General features: G+C 62.9%; 20 protein-coding genes. All 20 read right to left on the minus strand.

Translation table 11 applies throughout. The features are described from left to right. Window positions 1-170: 170 nt before the first annotated feature. The 20 genes from ACWPW1_RS15550 to cheR all read right to left on the minus strand — a co-directional run bounded on the left by ACWPW1_RS15550 (window position 171) and on the right by cheR (window position 23,756). On the minus strand, window positions 171-4,106 hold the full coding sequence (locus ACWPW1_RS15550) for a glycosyltransferase (protein ID WP_454253365.1): 3,936 nt from the start codon (window positions 4,104-4,106) through the stop codon (window positions 171-173). Next, on the minus strand, window positions 4,103-5,134 hold the full coding sequence (locus tag ACWPW1_RS15555; RefSeq protein ID WP_454253366.1) for a hypothetical protein: 1,032 nt from the start codon (window positions 5,132-5,134) through the stop codon (window positions 4,103-4,105). Before ACWPW1_RS15555 ends, ACWPW1_RS15550 begins: the two co-directional genes overlap by 4 nt. A gap of 125 nt (window positions 5,135-5,259) precedes the next feature. Continuing rightward, on the minus strand, window positions 5,260-6,324 hold the full coding sequence (pseI, locus tag ACWPW1_RS15560) for a pseudaminic acid synthase (RefSeq protein WP_434774609.1): 1,065 nt from the start codon (window positions 6,322-6,324) through the stop codon (window positions 5,260-5,262). After that, entirely contained in the window at window positions 6,321-7,811 is a 1,491-nt protein-coding gene (gene pseG / locus ACWPW1_RS15565) for a UDP-2,4-diacetamido-2,4,6-trideoxy-beta-L-altropyranose hydrolase (protein ID WP_434774610.1), read from the minus strand. The genes pseI and pseG overlap by 4 nt, the downstream gene beginning before the upstream one ends. Continuing rightward, window positions 7,799-8,515 carry a pseudaminic acid cytidylyltransferase gene (pseF, locus tag ACWPW1_RS15570; protein ID WP_434774611.1) on the minus strand — a complete coding sequence of 239 codons (717 nt, stop codon included), beginning with the start codon at window positions 8,513-8,515 and terminating at the stop codon, window positions 7,799-7,801. Before pseF ends, pseG begins: the two co-directional genes overlap by 13 nt. Next, window positions 8,512-9,132 (minus strand): pseudaminic acid biosynthesis-associated methylase, encoded by a 621-nt coding sequence (locus tag ACWPW1_RS15575; RefSeq protein ID WP_434774612.1) that lies wholly within the window; start codon window positions 9,130-9,132, stop codon window positions 8,512-8,514. Before ACWPW1_RS15575 ends, pseF begins: the two co-directional genes overlap by 4 nt. 11 nt (window positions 9,133-9,143) lie before the next feature. Further along, on the minus strand, window positions 9,144-10,295 hold the full coding sequence (pseC, locus tag ACWPW1_RS15580; RefSeq protein WP_434774613.1) for a UDP-4-amino-4,6-dideoxy-N-acetyl-beta-L-altrosamine transaminase: 1,152 nt from the start codon (window positions 10,293-10,295) through the stop codon (window positions 9,144-9,146). Beyond that, a complete protein-coding gene (pseB, locus tag ACWPW1_RS15585) occupies window positions 10,292-11,287 on the minus strand; it encodes a UDP-N-acetylglucosamine 4,6-dehydratase (inverting) (protein ID WP_313649364.1) in 996 nt (331 codons plus the stop codon). The genes pseC and pseB overlap by 4 nt, the downstream gene beginning before the upstream one ends. 119 nt (window positions 11,288-11,406) lie before the next feature. After that, window positions 11,407-12,705 (minus strand): flagellar hook-associated protein FlgL, encoded by a 1,299-nt coding sequence (gene flgL / locus ACWPW1_RS15590; protein WP_323147792.1) that lies wholly within the window; start codon window positions 12,703-12,705, stop codon window positions 11,407-11,409. Window positions 12,706-12,716: 11 nt separating this feature from the next. Then, a complete protein-coding gene (gene flgK, locus ACWPW1_RS15595) occupies window positions 12,717-14,756 on the minus strand; it encodes a flagellar hook-associated protein FlgK (protein WP_434774614.1) in 2,040 nt (679 codons plus the stop codon). A gap of 8 nt (window positions 14,757-14,764) precedes the next feature. Next, entirely contained in the window at window positions 14,765-15,982 is a 1,218-nt protein-coding gene (gene flgJ / locus ACWPW1_RS15600) for a flagellar assembly peptidoglycan hydrolase FlgJ (RefSeq protein ID WP_434774615.1), read from the minus strand. Window positions 15,983-15,994: 12 nt separating this feature from the next. Next, the gene (locus ACWPW1_RS15605; RefSeq protein WP_017642015.1) at window positions 15,995-17,095 is read right to left on the minus strand and encodes a flagellar basal body P-ring protein FlgI; all 1,101 of its coding nucleotides are present in this window, start codon (window positions 17,093-17,095) and stop codon (window positions 15,995-15,997) included. A gap of 11 nt (window positions 17,096-17,106) precedes the next feature. Further along, on the minus strand, window positions 17,107-17,802 hold the full coding sequence (gene flgH / locus ACWPW1_RS15610) for a flagellar basal body L-ring protein FlgH (protein ID WP_059315608.1): 696 nt from the start codon (window positions 17,800-17,802) through the stop codon (window positions 17,107-17,109). Between the two features lie 21 nt (window positions 17,803-17,823). Next, window positions 17,824-18,609, minus strand: a complete 786-nt coding sequence (gene flgG / locus ACWPW1_RS15615; RefSeq protein WP_017642013.1) for a flagellar basal-body rod protein FlgG — start codon at window positions 18,607-18,609, stop codon at window positions 17,824-17,826. A gap of 46 nt (window positions 18,610-18,655) precedes the next feature. After that, window positions 18,656-19,399 carry a flagellar basal body rod protein FlgF gene (locus ACWPW1_RS15620; protein ID WP_017642012.1) on the minus strand — a complete coding sequence of 248 codons (744 nt, stop codon included), beginning with the start codon at window positions 19,397-19,399 and terminating at the stop codon, window positions 18,656-18,658. A gap of 169 nt (window positions 19,400-19,568) precedes the next feature. Continuing rightward, window positions 19,569-21,092: a flagellar hook-basal body complex protein gene (locus ACWPW1_RS15625; protein WP_434774616.1), complete on the minus strand. Its 1,524-nt coding sequence runs from the start codon at window positions 21,090-21,092 to the stop codon at window positions 19,569-19,571. Between the two features lie 26 nt (window positions 21,093-21,118). Then, window positions 21,119-21,829 carry a flagellar hook assembly protein FlgD gene (gene flgD / locus ACWPW1_RS15630; RefSeq protein WP_059315610.1) on the minus strand — a complete coding sequence of 237 codons (711 nt, stop codon included), beginning with the start codon at window positions 21,827-21,829 and terminating at the stop codon, window positions 21,119-21,121. 12 nt (window positions 21,830-21,841) lie between these two features. Continuing rightward, window positions 21,842-22,279 carry a flagellar basal body rod protein FlgC gene (gene flgC, locus ACWPW1_RS15635; protein WP_017642009.1) on the minus strand — a complete coding sequence of 146 codons (438 nt, stop codon included), beginning with the start codon at window positions 22,277-22,279 and terminating at the stop codon, window positions 21,842-21,844. 2 nt (window positions 22,280-22,281) lie between these two features. Then, on the minus strand, window positions 22,282-22,704 hold the full coding sequence (gene flgB / locus ACWPW1_RS15640) for a flagellar basal body rod protein FlgB (protein WP_271655516.1): 423 nt from the start codon (window positions 22,702-22,704) through the stop codon (window positions 22,282-22,284). Window positions 22,705-22,928: 224 nt separating this feature from the next. Further along, window positions 22,929-23,756 (minus strand): protein-glutamate O-methyltransferase CheR, encoded by an 828-nt coding sequence (gene cheR, locus ACWPW1_RS15645; RefSeq protein WP_026083954.1) that lies wholly within the window; start codon window positions 23,754-23,756, stop codon window positions 22,929-22,931. Window positions 23,757-23,766: the final 10 nt, after the last annotated feature.

Consider the following 23,766-nt stretch of genomic DNA (forward strand, 5'->3'; position numbering starts at 1 on the left):
GTATTTCGCATTCATCTTGTTTATCGGCGCCTGTCGCTAGAACTTTAAGGGTGTTTGGCGATTTTCTTCGCCAGACACTTGACAGTGATCAAACGCCGGAGAGTGACATCCAGGTTATCGACGGGAGAGCCGTTTTATTTAATGGCGAAGCGCACTTTTCATCTCGGTGATCAACCGGGGAGCCACGCAGCCTGCCAGACATCCAGATTCTGGCCTTCCAGCATCCAACGCCCGAGTATCTGCTCACGCAGCAGATCGCCCTGCCCTGCGGTGGCATCCAGATCGGCCAGCTGACCGCGGATGGCATCGCACCAGTCCTTGAATCGGTTGCGCACCCGGGTGACCGCCAGGTCGCCCTGATAGGGCTCTATATCCGAGCACACCACCGGGAAACCGCAGGCGCCGTATTCGAGCAGCCGCAGATTGGTCTTGCAGCGATTGAACACGTTGTCTTCAAGTGGGGCGATGGCCAGATCAAGATTCAGGCTGGCCAACTTGGCCGGGTAGTCATCGATGAAGACCCCCGGATGGAACTCGTGCACATAAGGCCTGAGCCGGTCGGGGCACATGCCGAAGAAGACCCACTCCACCTCATCGGCAAGCGCCTGGATAACATCCACCACCAACTCCAGATCGCCGGTATGGCTGCTGCCCCCCGCCCAGCCCACCCGCGGCTTGCGTCCCTGCCTACGCTGGGGCTGCCGCCCCGCCCACCAACGTGGAGGCAGGAAGTTCGGTACGACGCGTATATCGGCATTCATACCCGTCAGGGCAACGCCCAGCGCTGGCGTGGAGACCACTAGGCGATCACAGGTCGCAACGGCCTGACGCAGCGCCTTGAGGATGTCCTTGGGTATCGAAGCGCGGTGCACGCTCTTGAGCGGCAGGTTGGGCAGATAGTCGTCCAGTTCGAACACCGTGAAGGTGCGCGACAGCTTGTGCAGGCGGCGCAGGCTGTCCCGCTGGTCATCGGTGATCTGCCGCTGCAGGACCAGGGTATCGACCGAGAAGCGCTCCAATTCCAGGGGTGTCGGATGCTGGGCGCAGATCAGCCCTTCCACCCGGCCGGCATCGCGCAACGCCATCAGCGGCTGTCGTACCCGGTAATGGCCGCAGCCTGCCTCGTCAGCGGGACAGACCAGAATCTGCGGCAGAACGGCCTGCTGCAGGCGTCGGGTGCCGTATTCGAAGGTGAAGCCGCTGCCAGCCAGAGACAGTTGAGGGTTATAGGCCGGATCACGCGCCAGCACAGATAGCCAGCGCTCCTGCAGCGCTTCGCGCTCGACTGCGCGCTGTTGATCGACGGCGGCAGCATCCAGGCCATCCTGAACGACGGTCACCTGAGGGGTCCAGACGTTGAGATAACCCGCCTGCCGCAGCCGCAAACAGAAATCCACCTGGCCATAGGCCAGTGGAAAGCGCTCCCCATCCCAGCCATCCAGCGCCAAGATCAGTTCGCGCCTGAGCAACAGGCAGGTCGCGCCGAGGGCGCTGTAATCCTGGACCAAATGCAGCCGGCTCAGATACCCCGGAGCCTGCAGGTCTTCTCCGGCGAAAGCGGCACTGGCTGCATCGTCCAGGCCCAGCAACATGCCTGCTTCGAGAATTTGTCCCTGGGCGTCGCAGATCCGTGGCCCGACGGCGCCGACTTCCGGCCGCTGCCCCTGATCGAGCAGGATTTCCAGCCAATCCGCCTGCACGACCACACAGGTGGGTTCGAGCAGCAGTAGGAAAGCGGCTGAACTGGCTTGGGCCACGGCGTTGATCAGCGCCGAGCGATTTGGCTCACCGTCAAAGCGCCAGACCTTGACCTGTTCTGCATCCAAGGCTTCCAGGTCATCCAGCCAGCGGCGGGTCGCCGCGTGGCGGCTACTGCAGTCGACCAGCAGGACCTCGAAATGGGGGTAGCGTGTCTGCTCCAGCAGACTGTCCAGGCAGCGCTGGACGTATTCCAACTCATCCTGCACCGGGATGATGACCGACACGCTCGGTGTCGCCTGGTGGCCATAAACGATGTGATAGCGCCGCGGCAGGAAGGCCTCGACCCGGGCGGCCGGATAACCACGCGCTTGGAGGTGTTGCTCCAGAGCGACCTGTTCCCCCGGTTCCACGGTCAAGGCGGGGGCATCCGCGACCAGCAGGACCTCAGGCAGATGCTCGATACCGGCACCGGCATGGCGCTGGATCAAACGCAACACCAGGTCCAGCGGCGCGGCTATCCCATAAGCCGGTTCCAGACCACCAATCGCCAGCAGACTCTGCTGGCGTACCGCCCAGTGGCGTCCGAACAGCGCCGGAAAGCTCAGCAGTAGGTCCAGGTTGAAATCGGGGCGGAAGCAGGCGCCGATGGCACCTTCGACCGAGCGCTGTAGTTCATCGGCGAAACAGGCGTGGCTGAATGCACCTTCGGGATCCTGCAGTTGCAGACGCGCCAGCGTCGACGTGAACAGCAGCGGACCGCTACGGGTGAATTCACTGCCGGCCATGACGGTCAGCCACCAGTCGCAGCGGGTCGGGCCCTGTTCCAGCATCCGGGCCGCAGCGGCCATCATGATCTCCCCTGCCCCTACCGATAGCCATTCCATACCGGCCTCCAGGGTAGCGGGTGGGGACGCGGTACTAATAACCACCGGTGTCCAGGCCGCACCCAGGGCCTGCTGCAGGCTGCTCAGGGTCCGCTGTACTGCGGCATCGTCCTGGTCATCATCGAGAATCAGGATACCCAACAGCTGCCGGCCGCGACCCAGCTTGGTCAGCGGGCCATTCAACACCTCGCGCTCCGCCGTGATGGGTAGCCGGGCATCCAGCCAGGCCAGCAGCCGGGGGACCAGACCGACGGCCATCTCGCCCATCAGTTGCGCTACGCGTCGAGCGGCATCGCCCTCTTGGGCGACGTTGTAGTAGGGAGCATGGAGCGCGCTGGCGGCGACCTGGCGTGCCCGGGCGGCCGGGTCACGCAGCAAGTGGCCCAGTGCCTCGGGCAATTCCGCTGCAACGACGTCGGCGATACCGGCCTCGGCTGCGTAACAGGGTCCGAAGGGCATATTGCCGGGATGCCGCAGATTGATGGCGGCGGTACCGCACAGCAGGGCTTCCACGCAGTAATTGGAATCCACGGCGATCAGCACATCGGCGACCACCGGCCACAGCGGACCATCCTCGACCAGATAGAAATAGCGGCCCGGATCGGCCTTGCGTTCGCGTAACAGCTCCCCTACTCGCGTCTCGCCGAACTGGAAGTTGGGTGGCCGATCCTTGATCACCGGATTGAAGGTCAGTCCCGCACTGAACAACGTCTCGCAGGCCTCGATGAAGGCCGCCACGGTCCGTTCGAAGATGGCCTGATCACCATGGGCGCTATGACCGCTAGCCCAGGTGGTGCCGAACACCACGATGGGTTCCTCGGCGCGCAGACCGTGCTTGGCGCGCAGGGCCTGCGCATGCTCCGCTCGGGCGACACATCGTTCGGGAATGCCATCCCAGGCCGGGTTGCCAGTGACCCTCAGGCGCTCCGGCGGCACCCCATAATCCAGATAGCCCTCCAGGCCACGCTGGCCATAGACGGCGGTGATGTCGGCGACCTGTCGCCCATGCACCGTGTAGGGATCGTTCAGGGCCAGGGCATGGGACAGGTGCAGGGAGGGAATTTCCTGGGTGCGCGCCCAGAGCATGGTCACCTTGGCGATGAGCATCACGTCTTCGCTGCCCAGTATCAGGCTCAGTCGGTAGTCGCGTTGCACGCGGGCAAGGCTTTCCAGCAGCGTCACCACAGTGGGCAACTCGGCTTGCAGGCGGGCATCGATCAGGGTGCGCAGCGCGGACCAGTCTTCGTTGTGCAAGCGCGCCGGGGGGCCCTGGTCGAACCAGAGCTGCAGTCGGGCATGCCAGTCGTAGGTATCACGCTGAACGGCGAAGACGCCAGCATCGTCCAGCTCCTGATCCAGTACGAAGAGCTTGCTGCCGGCGTCGCTCACCAGATCCAGCAGCCCCTGGGAGACATAGGGAGACAGGGTGATCAGGGTCAAGGGACCGTGCCGGCGGAAGAACTCCCTCAGCACCGGCAGTTGATTGTCCCAGAGGAAGGCGACGATGGCCGGGGCTTTCACGAGGGCGTTCTCCGTGCCGGAAAATACTGCAGCAACAGCGGCGTCATCAGGGAGTAATCGAGGCCACGCAACAGTTCCTCCTGCTCGCCAGAGCCATATGCCCAGGCTTCCAGGATCGTCATGGCCTGCTGATCGATCGCTTCGGCGGCCTGCCACTCCTGCAGTTGTCGAACCGCAGGCGTAGGCAGCAGGGCCAGCCAGTCCAGCTGCGGATAATGCCGCTGCAATACCTCACCGAGCATGAGCAACCCCTGCTGGGCACGAAAAGAGGCGGTGACTTCGGCCTGACTCGCTGCCAGCACCTGCGTACCTGGCACCAGGTCCAGGGGATCGCGCAAGGCTTGTTCGCGCTGGGCTAGCTGCTGCAATACCGCGCCGGGATCTACCGGCACGGCGCATTTTTCCGCAGCGATCAGGCAGCGCCCGCTGGCCCGCGGTGCCAGCCTGGCGAAGACCTCCTGCTCCAGACGCAACGCCCAGGCCAACAGTGGCTCATCGCTGGCGAGCCAGGACAGTAGACGGCGCCACTTGTGTCTGTGATTCAGACTGCGATAGAGCCAGGCGTTGTCCCAGAGCCCGGCATAGGGTTCGACGGCAATGACCGCAAGGCCCTGCGCGCTCAACTGGCTGATCAGTTCGCTGACACTGCAGTACGGCGTTCGCGGATCCTTAGCTGCCAGTCGCCGTCCGAAACTCTGCCAGTGCTCTACAGGACGTACATCCAGGACCAGTCGACCGCCCTCTTCCAGGGCCGCGGCATACTTACTCCAGCGCTGCTCGGCCGGCACATCGACCGGCAGCGCGGCATAGGCTTGCAGGTTATGGGTTGTGGGTATGGATAACTGCTCGGCGCTCAGCCGCCAGGGTTCGCTACCGGGATGCAGATAGCGCAGGGCGAAGGCATCCTCCACCTGTTGCCGCAGCCGATCGATACCCGCATTACCAAATAGCCAGGGACCGTCGGAAAGCGGAAGGTCGGTCGTGGTCCAGTCCTGGAGTGGCTGGCTGGGTACGTGTTGGAGGGTCATGGTTGACACCGTCTCCCAAAGAAAAAGGTTTCAGCCTCAGCCAGGCCGACGCCGGTAAAGCGCCAGATCACTGCGCACCTTCACAGAATGGACGTCACCAGCATGTCCTGGCGTAAACACAGGCACTACTGATCGCGCTCCTGGAGGTGATGCCAGTCCAGGGCCTGGCCCCGCTTGAGCGGTCCTCGAGCGACGCTATTCAGGACCCGCTCCAGATGCTTGGGCGCCAGGCCCAGGCCGGGACGGATGGCGCGGACATTGGCCTCGCTGAAGGATTCGCCAGCTGCCATGTCGCGTACCACATAGAGCGAGCGGCGGAAAACCAGCGACTTGCGTTCGTCGGGCGTAGGTCCGTAATGCACTTGCCCCAATGCCTGCCAGGCACGCTCGGTCTCCGCCACAAGGGCCTTGAGCTCGTCAGGCTCCAGTGAAAAACTCGCATCCACGCCGCCTTCCGCCCGGGACAGGGTGAAGTGTTTCTCGACCACGCTCGCGCCTAGCGCTACGGCGGCTACTGCCGCGCCTACGCCTGGCGTGTGATCGCTGAGTCCGATCTCGCAGCCAAACAACTCGCGCATGTGCGGAATGGTACGAAGGTGAGTATTGGCCGGACTGGCGGGATAGGTGCTGGTGCATTTAAGCAGGATCAGGTCACGACACCCGGCCGAACGGGCGGCCTCCACGCATTCCTGCAGCTCGGCAAGGCTGGCCATGCCAGTGGAGATGATCAGCGGCTTGCCGGTTGCGGCGACGCGCCGGATCAGCGGCAGATCGACGTTCTCGAAGCTGGCGATCTTGTAGGCCGGGACGCCGAGGGACTCGAGGAAGTCCACAGAGGACGCATCGAAGGGTGTCGAGAACACCTCAAGGCCACGCTCGCGGGCGCGCCGGAAGATGGGCTCGTGCCATTCCCAGGGCGTATGGGCTTCACCGTAGAGCCGATAGAGCGAGGTCCCGGCCCAAAGGCTGGCCGGATCACCGATATGGAATTCGCCCTCGTCCAGATCCAGGGTCATGGTATCGGGTGTATAGGTCTGCAGCTTCAGGGCATGGGCCCCCGCGTCGGCTGCGGCGTCCACCAGAGCCAGTGCCCGGTCCAGGGACTTGTTATGGTTACCGCTCATTTCGGCTATGACGAAAGGCGGGGCGTCGCGCCCTACCGGCCGGTTACCAATACGCAAGGCAGTCATGATGAGATTCTCGGCAGAGAAAGCTGAAGGTGATGATCACGCAGCAGGAAACCTGCGCGCTGGAAAAGCTGAAGAGAGGCTAGGTTGCCTGGACGCACCTGTGCCTCTATGGATTCCAGATCGGTCCAATGACGCTGAACAGCCTGCTCGCCGCACCGCAGCAGGTGCTCTCCCCAACCCTGACCAAGGCGTTCGGGCAGTAGGTAGATAGAGACCTCGGCCCCCTGCCTCCGTTGACGGTCGTAGCGAAGTACGCCAACAGGCCCATCGAGCGTTTCGGCGATCAGCAGCAACCGCCGCTCAGGCTGGGCCAGCACCTGTCGCAGCCAGTCCTGATGCTGCTCCCAGCCGATAGGATCGGTATTGACGGAGGCCTGTCGCACCCGCTCGGCGTTGCGGCCACGAAAAAGCAACTGTGCATCCTCGAACGTCGCCGTACGCAGATGCAACTCCATACCCAACAGCGCCGTCGCTACACGGGTAGCGCCCCGGCCATCCACCAGCGCCCTGCCTCGGGCCGCCAGGCTCTGTCGGAGGCCTGGACTGGCCTGTAGCGTCTGCACGGCCGCACGATAGGCCGCGACACTGACCTGCGCTGCATCGCCTAGGTACAGATGGGCCCCGGCAACCGCCAGGGCCTCGGCATTGGCGCGTTGATTGGGCGCCAGAGAGACGCAGAGACTGGGAATACCCAGGCAGGCCCGCTCCCAAGCCGTGCCGCCGCCGGCACCTATGCTCAGATCAGCTTTCCGTAGCAGGCCAGCGAAGTCTTCGACATGCTGCCAGAGCCGCCAGGTCGGACGTCCCCTGCAGCGTTCGACGAGTTCGATCCAATGAGGATTGGCCGGCCCGGCGACGACATCCACCTGAAGCTCGGAAAGGTCGGCAAGGGCAGTCAGAACCTTGAGGGTCTCCCCGGCCGCATCCACACCACCAAAGCTGACCAAGACACGCTTGATCGGGCCCTGGCACTCCGGACGTGGATTGGCGAAGGCCGGTCGCAAGAGGGCGAAACGAGGCCCCGCCAGAACATGTGCCACTTCCGGCAAGGCAATAGTCCGCATCTGCGCCGAGAGATTCTGGTCCAGAAACAGATCGACGGCATGGCGACGAGTATCCAGGTCATCAATGGCCATGACTCGCCGAGCTCGCAGACGTACGGCGGTCTCCCATTCGTGACCGAGCCCATAGTGATCCACCACGCACCAGGCAAAATCCAGCTCCGCTGGTAATGCCTTCCAGAGTGCCTCGATATCTTCCTGCCAGGGCAACGCTGCTTCAAAGTCGCTGCGTCGGTCCGGGACCGATAGCGCATGAGCTTCATAACCGCGGCTGGCGACCAGCGCCAGCAGGTCCCCCGGGCCGGAGCGACAGGCGAAATGTACCTTGCAACCCACCGCAGCCAGAGCGTCGGCCAGGGTGAGACAGCGCATCACATGGCCTGAGCCAAGCGACAGCGAGGCATCGCATCTGATCAGGATGTGCATGAGCGTTCCACGTCGGTCAGCAGAGCCTCATACAGCAGCTCAGCTCGCTGCCAATCATCGAGCGTATCGATGTCCTGCACCCGATGGCGCGGCAGGCGTACCGGCAACGAGTGCGGCGCATGCAGGGGCGCGCCCTGCTCCCAGGCTTCAGTGCGTCCCCAATAGAATTGGCCGGCATCGTGGAAGGCGGGTTCCAGATCCTGGGAACGGGTTTCATAGAATTCCGGATAGAGGGATTCAACACCACCATCCGCACGCAGGCGCAGGGCCCGCTGCACCGGCGAGGCAAAGTCGGTCACGGTGAAGGCATAGGCCTTGTCAGGATGCTCTTCGAGCAACTCCAGACCCCGCGCTAGATACTCCGGGGTGACGAAGGGCGCGGTGGCGTACAGGCAGCAGGCGTAGGTAAAGACCTCGCCCTGCTCGCATAGGAAACCCACCGCATGCTGGATCACCTCGACGGTACCGGCATGGTCATCGGCCAAGGCGGCGGGACGCATGAAGGGTACTTCGGCGCCACACGCTCGCGCCACCTCGGCGATTTCGGCATTGTCGGTGCTGACGATCACCTGGGCGAACAGTCCGCTGTCCAGAGCGGCCCGGATGGAGTAAGCGATCATGGGCCGCCCATGGAACGTCTTGATGTTCTTGCGGGGGATGCGCTTGCTGCCACCGCGGGCCGGAATGATGGCGATGGCGGTCACGCCTGTTTCTCCAGCAGGAACCAGGAGATGTCATCGGCCGGGAACAGCGGGTCGCGGTGATAGGCGAAGCCATAGTCCAGCAGCCGCAGGTCGGCATGGCGGTCGAGCAGCTCACCGGCGAAGTCGCGCTTGAACAGCCGCTCGGCGTGGCCGCGATAGCTCACCTCCACCGGCGTCGGATTGTAGTACTCGGCAACCAGGATGAAGCGCTTGCTGGCCTGGTACAGCTTGTCGTAAGCGGCCGGCAGCAGATCCGGTGGCAAATGGATCAGCACCCCCTTGGTGAAGGCCAGGTCGAAAGCCGCGGTCACGGCATAGTCGAACAGCGAACCTTCCCAGATCTCGGCTACTTCCAGTGCCCGCGCCAGGGTACAGGCCTTGCCATTGAGCTCCACACCCTGCAGCTGGGCATGGGGCAACAGGGCCCGCAAGGCTTGCAGATTGAGGCCACGGTTGCTGCCCAGCTCGAGGACGCTATCCAGGGTGCCGCCACGGGCCAGGGCGCGGCCGAAGAAGGCCAGGCTGCTGGCCACGGCCGCAGCGCCGGCGTTGCGATCGACATAGGCGTCACCGAATTCACCCTGCCAGAAGCGCTCCTGGGCGGTCATCTCTCGCATTACTCTCTCCTCTAGTTCAACAGGGTGGCCAGCGTTTGAACCACCCTATCCTGCTGCGCCTCGCTCAGGTCGGCGTACAGCGGCAGGCTCAGGGCCTGGGCGTAGTAACGCTCGGCCTCTGGAAAATCACCAGGCGCGAAACCCAGGGCGCGGTAATAGGGCTGCAGATGCACGGGAATGTAGTGCAGATTGACGCCGATACCGGCGGCTCTCATCCCGGCGAAGACGTGAGCGCGCTGGCCCCCATCCACCCGGATAGGAAAGAGGTGCCAGGCCGACTCGGCTCCGGCCTGATCGCCGATGAGGCCGACCGGCACTTCTGCCAACAGCTCGCGATAGCGCTGGACCAACGCGCGCCGGCGCGTGATGAAGGGCACCAGGCGCTCCAGTTGCGAGAGCCCCAAAGCGGCCTGGATATCGGTCATGCGATAGTTGAAGCCCAGCTCCAGCTGCTCGTAGTACCAGCCACCCTGTGCCTGGTCCTGCAGCAGCCCCGGGTCGCGGGTGATGCCGTGGCTTCGCAGTCGCCGCAGGCGTTCTGCCAATGCGGCATCCTTGGTGGTGAGCAGCCCGCCTTCGCCGGTGGTGACGATCTTCACCGGGTGGAAGCTGAACACGGTGATATCGGCCTGGGCACCGGAGCCCACGGGCTGGCCGGCATAACGCGCGCCTATGGCGTGAGAAGCGTCTTCGATCACCTTGAAGCCGTAGCGCCGCGCCAGGACCTGGATCGCGGCCATGTCGCAGCTCTGGCCGGTGAAGGCCACTGGGACCAGGATCTTCGGCAGGCGCCCTGCCCGCTCGGCAATGTCCAGCTTGGTAGCCAGCGCCGGGACGCTGAGATTGAGGGTGTGCGGATCGATATCGACGAAGTCGACATCGGCGCCGCAATAGCGCGCGCAGTTGGCGCTGGCGACAAAGGTATTGGGCGAGGTCCAGAGCAGATCGCCAGGGCCCAGATCCAGCGCCAGGCAGGCGATATGCAGGGCGGCTGTGGCATTGCATACGGCCACGCCATGCATCGCCTCACAACGCTGTGCCACCGCCTGCTCGAAGCGCTCGATCATCGGCCCCTGGGTCAGCCAGTCGGAGCGCAATACCGCAGTAACGGCCGCGATGTCCTCTTCGCTGATGGATTGCCGCCCGTAGGGGATGGCACTCATGGGCAGCGCTCGACCAACTGGCGCAACGCCGCAACGTCCAGATAGTCGGGGTTGCTGTCGGACAGGTATTCGAAGCCTGGCTCGACCGGACGACCCTGCTCGCCCAGGCCATCACGGGAATAGTCACAGGGCTGACTGAAACTCATCGCCGGGGTGATGACGTAGTGGCGCGCGAATTCCAGGGTATGGGGACTGTCATCCCGCGAGATCATCATCTCGTGCAGCTTTTCGCCTGGTCGGATGCCCACCTGGCGTTGCGGTAATTCCGGCGCCAGGGCAGTGGCCAGATCGACGATGCGCGCGGAAGGAATCTTGGGTACGAACAGCTCGCCGCCCTGCATGCGCTCGAAGCTGCGCATGACGAAGTCCACGCCCTCGTCGAGGGTGATCCAGAAGCGCGTCATGCGCGCGTCGGTGATCGGCAGATCCTCGGCACCCTTGGCGATCAGCTTGCGAAACAGCGGCAGCACCGATCCGCGGGAGCCAACCACGTTGCCGTAGCGGACCACAGCGAAGGAGGTGTCGCGACTGCCAGCGATGTTGTTAGCGGCGACGAACAGCTTGTCCGACAGCAGCTTGGTGGCACCGTAGAGATTGATCGGACTGGCCGCCTTGTCGGTGGACAGGGCGATGACCTTTTTCACACCGTTCTGCAACGCCGCGGCGATGATATTTTCCGCACCATTGACGTTGGTGCGGATGCATTCGGTAGGGTTGTATTCGGCGGCCGGCACCTGCTTGAGGGCGGCGGCGTGCACCACCAGATCAATACCACGCATGGCCTGCTGCAAGCGCTGCTCATCGCGTACGTCGCCCAGGAAGTAGCGCATGCAAGGCGCGTCGAACTCCTGACTCATTTCGTACTGTTTGAGCTCGTCGCGGGAGAACACCACCACCCGCTTGGGTTGGTAGTCGCTCAACAGCCGCTTGACGAAGGCGCGACCGAAGGAACCGGTACCACCCGAGATGAAGATCGACAGGCCATCAAACATGTTGCTATTCCTTCGCGATGAGTCGAGCGGCCACCGCGGCGGAAAACCGTCGCGACAAGCCTATCGGAAGAGTAGCAGCAAAAAATCGGCCAATCTCGGTTGCGAGTCGGTAGGTGGCCTTACAGGTATTTGAACAGACTCAACTGCGCGATCTTCACGAAACTCTGCTGCGACGCCTGCAGCACGGTGTTCTGCAGGGCGTAGCGAGACAGGGCCTCAGGATAATCAAGATCCTGGAGATCGGACTGTACCGACTTGTTGACCAGGCTGACGTTGGCGATGAAATCACTGGTGGAGTCGATGACGTTAAGGCGCGCGCCGACCTTGCCACGTACCCCGTCGACCTGGGTGTAGGCTGTGTCCAGGTTGCTCAGGGCCACGGCGGCACTGTCGCGGATCTGGTAAACCCCCTCGGTGCTGCTGTCGCCATTTTCCAGTGCCTTGCGCAGGTCGGACACCACGTTGAGCAGGCTGCGCTTCTCGTTGGAGGTGTCGCGGGTGATCTTGAATTCGTCACCCGCAGCCGGGGCACCATTCATCTGCACCTTGACCCCACCGTAGCGGATGAACTTGCTGGCCTCCTGGGTGCTGTTCAGGCTGTCCGCCTTGAGCTGGCCAGCCGGCGGATTGGCCGGATCGTAAGTGGCCCATTGAGCGGGCGTAGGCGCCTTGGCCAGATCGTAGACGACATATTTCTTGTCATCGAGGAAGTGGATGCCGATGCCGTCACTGGCTACCGGCGGCGCGCTGGCCGGAAAGGTCGAGTCATAGGCACCCTTGTCCTCCACCAAGCCAAGCGAGATCCGTCCGGTACCCGTATTGGTCGCCACCTTGGTGGTATCCACCCGATTGGCGTTGAAATTGTTCTCGAAGGCGTCCTTGCCACTGTCGCTGATGGGCACGAAGGTGGAGCTGGCGATCTGCACGCTGCGCTGGCCTTCGTCGCCGTTATAGCTGTAGGTGCCGTCGGCATTGCGCACATAGGGCTGGGTGTCGCCCATGGAGCCGGAGAACAGGTACTTGCCGCTGGCGTCCTTGCTGTTCATCAGGTTCATCAGCTCGTCTTCGCGCTGACCAACCTCCTTGGCCAGGGACGCGCGGTCGGTTGGGTCGAGGGCTCCGTTGCCAGCCTGGACCGCGATTTCGCGGATACGCGTCAGTACCGTCTCCACGGAGGTCAACATGGATTCCTGGGTGGTGAGGCTGTTCTTGGCGGCGGTCATGCCGGTGTTGTACTGACCGTTGAGCGCCTCTTCCTGGCTCAGTTGCAACAGCTTGATCGACGCTACCGGATCGTCCGCCGGAGTGAGGATCTTCTTGCCGGTGCTGATCTGCTCCTGGGAGCGACTGACATCGCCATAGTTGTTCTGCAGGCCGCTGATGCCGTTGTTGAACGCCTGGACGGTAGAGATGCGCATGGGCGGGTTCCTTATCTGAAGGCGCCGATCAAGGTGTCGAACAGCGACTGGGCGATCTTGATGACCTGCGCCGAGGCGCCGTAGTACTGCTGGAACTGGACGAGCTTGGCCGCCTCTTCATCCAGGTTCACCGCGGACAGGGAATCGCGATTGTCTTCCGACTGCTTGAGCACGGTCTCGCTGGCGGCCGAATCCACCCGCACCTGGGCAGTCAGGGTACCGACCCGCTCCACCAGGCCACCGTAGGCATTGTTGTAGGTGGTACCGGTGGTGCCATAGCCGCCCATGGTGGTCTTGGTCTGCAAGGCCACCAGGTTCAGGGCATTGCGGTTGTCCGAGACAGCGCCACTGTTGGCGCCCAGGGTGAAGCTGTCACCATCCTGCGGGACGCCGCTGACGTTGAAGTCGTAGCTGTAGCTGTTGTTCGTGTTCGGGTCGGTGTATTGCAGCCGTAGCGTATTGGTCTGGCCCGAGGTCAGGCCGGTAGTGGACGGCGAGACGTAACTCAGGCTCGCACCGGTAGGCAGGGTCCCGGTCAGGTTGCCGGCGGCAGCACTGAAATTCAGCTTGATGCCGCCATTACCAAACAGCCGTCCCAGGTCAGCGGTACTGACCGGCGAAGGCGCATTCTTGAGATCGGGCTGGGTAATGGCCCCCGTACCGCGGTTGTTGGTGGTGCTGGCGGCCTTGGCGGTTCCGGCGAAGCCCAGCTGGCTGGATTGGCTAAGATCCACGCTCATCTGCGCCGCGCCGCGGCGAGTGGGTTGGAGGCTGAAGACGTCGCCTGCCTGGGCCTTGCTCAACTCGGACGCGGTGAACTGCATCTTGAAGCCCTGATCCGTGCCCTTGGCATCGGCGAAAGTCAGGGTGACCGGATCGGTCCCGCTCCGGGTTACGGAAATGCTGGTGCTGTCGCTGATGCGCAGCGCCTTGAAATTGGTGCCGTCGAAATCCAGCCGGTAGTCGCTAGGATTGAGCTTGGCGGTATCGGTGATGTTGAGTGTTGCGGTAGCCGAGCCGAAGTTGGTCGACCGCCCCATGACCCGCAGGCCGGTGCTCTGTCCACCGTTGACGTCGCTGAACAGCGCCGAACCGGCATTGCCCGCCAGGTCCAGGCCTTGCCCCAGCTGCTTGTTCAGCGTATCGGTCAGGGTCAGCGCCAATTGACCCAGGCTGTTGAAGGCATGGTCCAGCGCCGTGTCCCGGTAGGACAGCAGGCCACCCATCTCACCGCCCCTGATCTGCGAGGTGATGATCTGCGAGGTACTGCCCGCCGTCAGGGTGACCTGGTAGCGCGACGGATCATCGTTGCCTGGCTGTGCGGCCAGGGTCGAGACGTTGCTGCCGACCACCAGTGGCTGACCGGTCCCCACGAAGAGATTCAGCGAGCCATCGTCCTGACTGACCACCTGCAGGCCGACCATGCCGGACAGCTGCTTGATGGCCTGGTCGCGAGAATCGATCAGATCGTTGGGCGCCGCACCCGCCGCCTTGGAACGGGCAATGGCATCGTTCAGGCTGCCGACGCTCTTTGCCAGGGAATTGACCTGGCCGGTGAGTGCCGACAGCTGATCGTTGATCTGGCTATTCTGCTTGTCGATCTGGTCGTACAGGGTATTGAAGGACTTGCTCAGGCCCTGCGCCTGGGCGAGCACGGCCTCCCGCGCCGGGACCGAGGACGGATCCTGGGAGGCGGTCTGCAGGGTGGCGAAGAACTTCTGCATCGCCGGCGTGATACCGGTCGTGTTGTCGGACAGCAGGCCGTCGAGCTGGGAAATCTGGCTTTTGAAAGCCTGCAGCTCGCTGTTCTGGCTGTTGGCCGTGCGCACCTGACTGGTGAGGAAATCGCTGGCGAGACGGCGCACATCCACCGTTTGGGAGCCAGAACCCACATAGCCCGCCCCATTGAACTGGGCGATGTTGGTCTGCTGGATGGCCTCCTGCCGCGAGTAGCCAGGCGTGTTGACGTTGGCGATATTGTGGCCGGTAGTGGTCAGGGCGTTCTGCGTGGATCTCAGGCCCGACAGACCAATGGAAAGTAGATCAGCCATGGCTCACCTCAACCGCGGGACGGACTGGTGCCCAGGGAGGCGACCGTCTGATAGGTGTTCATGTTGCGGGCGATCTGGATCACCTTGCGTGCGTATTGCGGATCGGTGGCATAACCGGCCTGCTGCAACCCCTGCATGAAGCGCTCGGAGTTGCCGTTGGTGGACAGCGCCTTGTCGTAGCGATCATTGCTCTGCAGGAAGTTCACGTAGTCGTGGAAGCTGTCGGCGAACGAATCGTAGGTGCGAAACTTCGCGGTCTCGGTCACCGCCTTGCCGTTGACGAACTCCTGGGTCACCGCGGGGGCGCTGCCGCCATCCCAGCCGTGGGACTTGATGCCGAACAGGTTGTTGCTGTTGCTGCCATCGGCCTGCTTGACCATGTGCTTGCCCCAACCAGTTTCCAGCGCCGCCTGGGCGACCAGGTACTTGGGATCCACGCCCAGGCGCTTTGCCGCGGCCTCGGCCATGGGCATCATGGTGTCGACGAACTCCTGACGGGTACGGAAACGGGTCTTGCCGGTAGCGGCGGTGCTGTCCATGCTGGCGACGGCCTCAGTTGCGGCCGCCGGCTTACTGCCGGGTTGCGTGGCCTGCTGGCGCCAGGCGCTCTGGGCGGCCGCCACTTCCTGGAAGCTCTGCTTGAGGGCAGCGCCCTGCTCAGCCGCGCCGGAAATGTTGGCGGCGGTACGCTCGGCCAGTCGCCCGGGCAAGGCAAGCCGGCGCGAATTGAGCGCGCTGGAATCGTCGCGCCCGGCGGCGACGGCATTCGCCGGCTTGAGGCCATGGCTCGCCACGTCGTTGAGCTTGGCGTTGCGACCGGCGGCCAGTTGCCCTTCAGTGGGCGCCGCCTGGCCAACCTGAGCGAAGGGATTGGGGCGGGTCGACGGCTGGGCGGTCTTGCTCAGCTGACGCTCCAGGACATTGGCCAGGCCGATACCGCCGCCATCCCGGGACAGGGAGACGGCCAACTGCTGGTCGTACATGTCCTGGTACTGCTTGGTGGTCTCGCTGGAAAAGGGGCTGTCCTTGTCCGCCAGCGCCTGGTTGGCGCTGCGCATGGACTTGAGCATCTGGTTCAGGAACAGCGACTCGAATTCGCCCGCGACTTTCTTGACGTTTTCCGCGCTGTCGCGATCCTTACCCTTCATCTGGGCCAACCGATTCAGGTCGGTGAAGGCCCCCGAATCCTTGACGTTGCCGTAGTTGCCACCCAGACGAGATTCCATCGCCCGCTCTCCTTAGATTACGATCAGATCGGCCTGCAAGGCGCCGGCCTGTTTCAACGCTTCGAGAATGGCCACCAGGTCGCTGGGCGCCGCGCCCACCTGATTCACCGCTCTCACGATTTCGTCCAACGTAGTGCCCGGACCGAACTTGAACATCGGCTTGGCCTCCTGCTTGGCCTTGACGGTCGACTGGGGCGTCACCACCGTCTGCCCACCCGACAAGGGATTGGGCTGGCTTACCTGCGGGTCCTCGCTGATGGTCACGGTCAGGCTGCCCTGGGTCACCGCCGCTGGCGAGACCTTGACGTTCTGGCCGATGACGATGGTCCCGGTGCGGGAGTTGACGATGACCTTGGCCACCGCCTGCCCCGGATCCACCTCCATGTTCTCCAGGATCGAGATGTAGTCGACGCGCTGGCTGGGATCCACCGGCGCCGTGACGCGAATCGATCCGGCATCAACAGCTGATGCAACACCCGCGCCAAGTGTCTCGTTGATCTTGTCGACGATGCGTTTGGCGGTGGTGAAGTCGCTGCGATTCAGGTCCAGCGTGATGCTGTTGCCTTGGTCGAAGCCACTCGGCACTGGTCGCTCGACAGTGGCCCCATTGGGAATGCGCCCGGACGACGGAACGTTGACGGTGATCTTCGAACCGTCGCGGCCTTCGGCGTCAAAACCCCCGACCACCAGGTTGCCCTGGGCGATGGCGTAGATCTGGCCATCGATACCCTTGAGCGGCGAGAGCAGCAGGCTGCCGCCTCTCAGGCTCTTGGAGTTGCCGATGGAAGACACCGTGATGTCGATGGTCTGGCCGGGCTTGGAAAAAGCCGGCAGATCGGCATGGATGGATACCGCCGCGACGTTCTTCAGCTGCGCCGTGGTGCCCGGCGGCACCTTGATGCCGAACTGCGCCAGCATGTTGTTGAAGGTCTGCACGGTGAAGGGCGTCTGGGTGGTCTGGTCACCGGTACCGGGCAGACCCACCACCAGGCCGTAGCCAATCAGCTGGTTGGTCCGCACGCCCTGGATGCTGGCGATGTCCTTCAGGCGATCCGCCTGGGCCAGGGGCATGACCAGGGCCAGGGCGGCAGCGGCGATGAGGCTCTTGAACATGGCGCTCATCCTCAGAAGGGCATCAGGGGGCTGCCGAAGAGCTGGCTCAGCCAGCCCGGCTGACTGGCATCGGCGAAGGCGCCGGTGCCCGAATAGGTGATACGTGCATCGGCTACGCGGGTAGAGGACACGGTGTTGTCGGTGGCGATGTCGTCGGCGCGGACCATGCCCTGGATGCGCATGAGTTCGTTGCCGGTGTTGAGGGTCAACCACTTCTCGCCACGCACTACCAGAATGCCATTGGGCAGCACTTCGGCGATGGTCACGGTCAGCGAACCGGACAGGCTGTTGCCCTGGGCCGCAGTGGACTTGCCGGTGTTGGAGCGGTTACCGGAGAAACCGGCGTCCAGACTCAAGTCGCCATCGGCCAGCGGATTGGGAATCTTCGGCTTGGCGCCGAACAGCGAAGTCAGCCCAAGGGTCGCCTTGGTGTTCTTCGCGATGTCGGAACTGGCGTTTTTGCTGGCCTGGGTCCGCTCCTGCAAGGTGATGGTGATGATGTCGCCGATGCGGAAAGCCTTGCGGTCGGTATAGAGATTCTGCTCGAACCCCGACTGGAAGATGGCGCCGTTGTTCTGCGCCGCTGGCACCGGGGTACGCGGCAGCACCGGGGCGTAGTAGGGATCGTCCGGTTTGGCGGCCGGGGCTACGCATCCTGCGAGTACGAGCGCTCCCAGGAGCGGGGCGACGGCGAATAGAGGTTTCATGGAGCGCGTCCTCACAGGGGATTAGAGCTGCTGGGTAACGAAGCCGAGCATCTGATCGGCGGTGGAAATGACCTTGGAGTTCATCTCGTAGGCGCGCTGGGTGGTGATCATGTTCACCAGCTCCTCGACCGTGCTCACGTTGGAGTTTTCCAGGGTGCTCTGCAGCACGGTGCCAAGGCCGTTCAAGCCCGGGGTACCGACCTGAGGCGCGCCGCTGGACGCGGTCTCGCTGAACAGGTTCTGGCCCACGGCCTGGAGGCCGCCCGGGTTGACGAACTGGGCGATCTGCAGGTTGCCGATGACCTGCGGCGCGGCCTGGCCGGCGGTGGTGACCGACACGGTGCCGTCTTCGCCGACGGTGAAGGTCTTGGTATCGGCAGGCAGCACGATGGCAGGCTGCAGGGCGAAGCCATTGGCGGTGACCAGCTGGCCATCGGCATTGAGGTGAAAGGTGCCGTCACGGGTGTAGTTGATGGTCCCGTCGGGCATGGTCACCTGGAAGAAGCCATCGCCGTTAACAGCCATGTCCAGTGGCTGGTCGGTGGTCTGCAGCGAACCCTCGGTGAAGTTCTTCTGGGTGCCGACGATGCGCACACCGGTACCCAGTTGTAGGCCGGAGGGGAGCTGGTTGTCCTGGGTGGACTGGGCACCGGGCTGGCGGCGGATCTGGTACAGCAGGTCCTGGAATTCGGCGCGATCGCGCTTGAAGCCCGTGGTGGACACGTTGGCCAGGTTGTTGGAGATGGTGGTGAGGTTCATGTCCTGGGCGGACAGACCGGTCTTGGCGACCCACAGTGACGACATCATGCTGGTATTCCTCGAAGTGCCGGTTTTACGTCGGCGCTAGCCGTTATCAGGAGAATTGCAAAACCTTTGCCATCGCCGCGTCGTTGTCTTCCGCGCTGCGCATCATCTTTACCTGCAGCTCGAACTGGCGGGACAGCGACAGGATCGAGGTCATCTCCTCCGCCGCATTGACGTTGCTCGACTCGACGAAGCCGGAGACCAGGGAGACGTTGGCATCCATGGGCGGCGCCGCCTGCCCCTGCTTCATGTGCAGCAGGCCATCGAGCCCCTTTTCCATCTGCTTGGTATCGGGATTGACCAACTTGATACGGTCGACCTGAGCCAGGGCGTTGGCTGCCTGGCCCGAACCGCGCACGGTGATGCTGCCGTCCTGACCGATTTCCACCTTGGAGGCAGGCGGCACGGCAATGGGACCGCCATTGCCGAGCACCGGCAAACCGCTGCCGGTCCGCAGCATGCCAAGGGGGTCGATCTGCAGGCTGGAGGTGCGCACGTAGGCCTCCTTGCCGGAGGGATCCTGGACCGCGACGAAGCCCGGCCCCTGGATGGCCACGTCCAGGTCACGGCCCGTCTCCTGCAGCGCGCCAGGGGTGAAGTCCGTCGCCGGCCGCTCACTCATGGAGTAGACGCGCGACGGCATGGTCTCGCCGAACACCTGCATCGAGCGCGCCTGTTCGAGATCCTTGCGGAATCCCGAAGTCGAGACGTTGGCCAGGTTGTTGGCGTGGGCGCGCTGGGCCATCTCGTTCTGGCTGGCGCCGGTCATGGCGACGTACAGCAGCTTGTCCATCTGATCCTCCGACGGCGGCAGATTGCCGCCAAGCTTGCGTTCGGAGGTTCTTTAGCAAGCCCCGTTCCAAAAGCTTAAAACCCTTTAAAATCAGTAGTCTGAAAATAGAAAAGCCTCCCGAGGGAGGCTTTTCCTGACGCCGAAGCGGCAAGCCGTCAGAGAAACGACATCAACGCAGGTTGATGATGGTTTGGGTAATGGCGTTCTCGGTCTCGATGGTCTTGGCGTTGGCCTGGTAGTTGCGCTGCGCCACGATCATGTCGACCAGCTCGGTGGAGATATCCACGTTGGACGCTTCCAGGGCACCGGACTGCAGCGAACCGAGGGTCCCGGCTCGGGGCGTTCCCACTACCGGCTGACCGGACTCCGCGGACTCGGTCCAGGAGGTCTTGCCCATGGGCGTCAAACCCTGGACGTTGGCGAAGTTGGCCAGGACCACCTGGCCCTGCACCTTGGACTGACCATTGGTGTAGCGAGCGAAGATCTGGCCGGTATCGTCGATTTCCAGGCCGGATAGCTGCCCAGTGGTGTAACCGTCCTGGTTGACGCTGTTCACCGCGAAGGCGGTGGAGAATTGCGTCGAGCCCCGCGGATCGAAGGTGAAACCGCCAGTATTGCCCAGGGCACCGTTCCAGCTGTAGTTGGCCGGGTTGCCGCCATCGGAGATCGCCGGGATCCAGCCACTGCCGCTCGAACCGGTGGGATCGGCGGCGAAGGTGATGATGTTGGTCTTCGGATCGACCGAGACTCCCGACGAAGACGAGGTCACGCTGCTCAGCTTGCCAGCGGCATCGAAGGTCACGCCAAAGCTCTGCGGCTGGGTACCGTAGGCGGCCACGGCCGCAGCTACCGACGCCGGTGTCGCGCCAGTCGCCGCGGCAGCGTTGTTGGCGATGTTCTTCACCTGGGGCGTTGCCCCGGACATGTTGTTGACCGCATTGGCGACACTGTTGGCCGTGGCACCGGCAACCCCGGCTGCGGTGTTGGCGGTCTTGGTGGCGATACCGGGATCCAACGGGTTGCGTCCGTCGATCAGCACCTGCATGGACCACTGGTTGGTCGCCGGCGCCGGCGCCTTGACGAAGTATTGCGACATGACGTGCGAGTTGCCCTGGCTGTCATAGATGTTCAGCGAGGTCGAGGAGTTGTAGGTCTTCGGATCCGAGGGATCGAAAGGCGTCAGCGTCGGCGGCGTACTGGTCGAGTTCAGGTTGAACTGCTGAGCGATCTGGGTAGTGGACTTGGGTGCCTGGCTGGCAGTCTCGACACGCAGGTCGCTGCGCACGCCGGGCTGCAGCAGCCCCTGCGCATTGGTGGTGTAGCCCTGCAGCTTGTAGCCATTGTTATCGACGATGAAACCGTTCTTGTCGGTACCGAAGTAACCTGCCCGGGTGTACTGGACGGCGCCGTTGTTGCTGGTCATGAAGAAGCCGTTGCCATTGATGCCCATGTCCAGGGCATTCTGGGTGGAGTCGATGGTGCCCTGGTTGAACAGTTGCCCAACGTTGCCCAGCAGCACACCGCTACCTTGAGCATTCTTGCCGGTGCCCAATACGGAGGCCGCATACAGGTCCTGGAACTCCGCCCGTGACTGCTTGAAGCCGACGGTGCTGGCGTTGGCGATGTTGTTGCCGGTGATGTTGAGATCACTGGACGCGGCCTTGATGCCGCTCAAACCGATATTGAAAGACATGCTGGATTCCTCTCGTGTGCCGCGCCTTACTGGCCGACCGCCTGGACTTTGGAGATGCCGATGCTGCCGACGCCGGCAAGGTTGAGTGTCATTTCGCCGCCGTTCTGCCCCAGCGTCACGCTGTCGACATTGGCCGGCAAACTGGTTTTCATGGCCTCGGTCTTGCCATCCACACTGGCTTGGGCCTCGAAGCGATAAGTACCGGCATCCAGCTTCTTGCCGCTGGCATCGGTACCGTCCCAGGTGAAGTTCACCAGGCCACTGGTTTGCTGCCCCAGATTCAAGCGGTTCACCTGGTTGCCGGTGGTGTCATAGACGTTGACCCAGACGTTCGGGCTGGACGCCGTCAGGTTGAGCGCGCCCTTGAAGTCCTCGCTGGTATCCACCTTGACCTTGTCGCTATCGACGATCACCTTGCGGCCGACCAGGGTGGACGCCTGCAGTGCCTGGGAAGACTGACTACCGGAGAGGATCGAGCCGACGCTGGTGTTGAGGTTGGTGATGCCCTCGACGGTACTGAACTGCGCCAGCTGGGCGATGAATTCGCCGTTGCCCTGGGGCTCCAGCGGATTCTGGTTGTTCATCTGGGCGACCATCAGCTTGAGGAACTCGTCCTTGCCGAGCTTGCCGCCCTTCTTGCCGTCGCTGGCAGTCGTCTCAGCGGTGGTGCCTGTCTTGTTGATCGAGTACTTGTCGAGTACCGATTGAGCGGTGGAGTTGGTCGTACTGATGGCCATGGCGCCGATTCCTTACTGACCGAGGGTCAGTACCTTCTGCATCATCTGTTTAGCGGTATTCATCATTTCCGCGTTGGTCTGGAAGGCGCGACTGGCCGAAATCATGTCGGCCATCTCCTCCACCACGTTCACATTGGGGTAATAGACGTAGCCTTCCTTGTCCGCCATGGGATGATTGGGCTCGTAGCGCTTCTGCACCTCGCTCGGATCCTCGACGATACCCTTGACCTCCACCCCGACACCGGCCTGGCCCTGGTCGTCGAACAGCGAAGCACCGCCCTGGGCCGCGTTGAACTGGGCAGCGAACACCGGATGCCGCGCCTTGTAGGTCTGATCGACGCTGGAGGAGACGGAGTCGGCGTTGGCCATGTTGCTGGCCACGGTGTTGAGACGAACGTTCTGGGCGCTCATCCCGCTACCGGCGATGTTGAACAGCGAACTCAGGGACATGGCTATTCTCCGCGCAGGGCCGACATCAGCCCCTTGAACTTGCTATTGAGCAGGGTGAAGCTGGCCTGGAAATTCATCGCGTTTTCGGCGTAGTTGGCCTGCTCGACCTGGGCATCCACGGTGTTCTGGTCCACCGACGGCTGGGTGGGGATGCGATATTTCAGCGCGGCATCGCCCATGCCCATGTCGAAACCCTCGGCGGCGATATGGCGGCTGTTGGTGGTTTCCAGCTGATAGTGTCCGGAAGCCCCGGAGGCATTCTTGGCCGCCTGCTCCGCCAGCACGGCGCTGAAGTCCAGATCCCGCGCCTTGTAGCCTGGGGTATCGGCATTGGCGATGTTGTTGCCCAACACCTCGGCGCGCTGAGAACGGAAGTTCAGCGCCTGCTCGTGCAACCCGAGTGCTTTGTCGAAACTGATGCTCATGTCGAGAGACCTTTGACGTGGCTTGCAAGCGATTTAGCAAGGCCCGTGCCAGTCTCTAAAACCCTTCTAAATCAAGGGTTCCACTCAGGGCGGCAGTCAGAATGGCCGCAAGCGGCAAGGTTTTTCCGCCGCCGTTGCCGGCTACGGGAGCCAGGGCGGCAAAACTTTGGCGCAAAAAGAAAGGGCAGACCTGGGTCTGCCCTTGGGGATGTCCATACAATGGCCTACTTGGCCTTGTAGATGATGCCCGGATTGCACTGCACCATCTGATAGAGATCCGGCAAGCCGTTGAGGGCTTCGGACGCACCCAGGAACAGATAGCCGCCCGGCTTGAGGGTGGCATGGATGCGGGTGAGGATGTCCTTCTTCACGTCAGCGGAGAAGTAGATCAGCACGTTGCGGCAGAACACCATGTCGAACTTGCCGAGGCTGGCGTAGCTGTCCAATAGATTCAGAGCGCGAAATTCGATCCGACTGCGAATCGCCGGCTTGACCGCCCAACGATTTGGCTGCAACACGTCGAAGTAGCGCTGCAGGCGTTCCTGGGACAGACCGCGACCAATCGCCAGCGAATCGTATTCACCGGACTTCGCCGCAGTGAGAATGGCGCCCGAGAGATCGGTCGCCACGATCTGCATGCCGCCACGCCCCTGCCCTGCCGCGCTGCGCTCGAATTCGTCCATGGTCATGGACAATGAATAGGGCTCCTGACCCGAGGAGCAGGCCGCCGACCAGACCCGCAGGCGCTGGCCGAAAGTATTCTTCGTCAACTCCGGCAAGAGGCGGTTCTTGAGTACCTCGAAGGGATAGGTGTCGCGAAACCAGAGGGTTTCGTTGGTCGTCATCGCATCGATGACCTTTTCCCGCAAACCGCCACGGGGCTGCATCTGGATGCGCTGCACCAACTCCGACAACGTCTTGATCCCCTCGGTCTCCATCAGCTTGTTGAGCCGACTGGAGACAAGGTACTGCTTGTTGTCACCGAGCAGGATCCCGCTGGATTTCTCGAGGAAATCACGAAAAAGCACAAAATCCGCGTTGACTGCTGACACTGCCGCTCCG

This window comes from Pseudomonas sp. Marseille-Q7302, assembly GCF_965111925.1.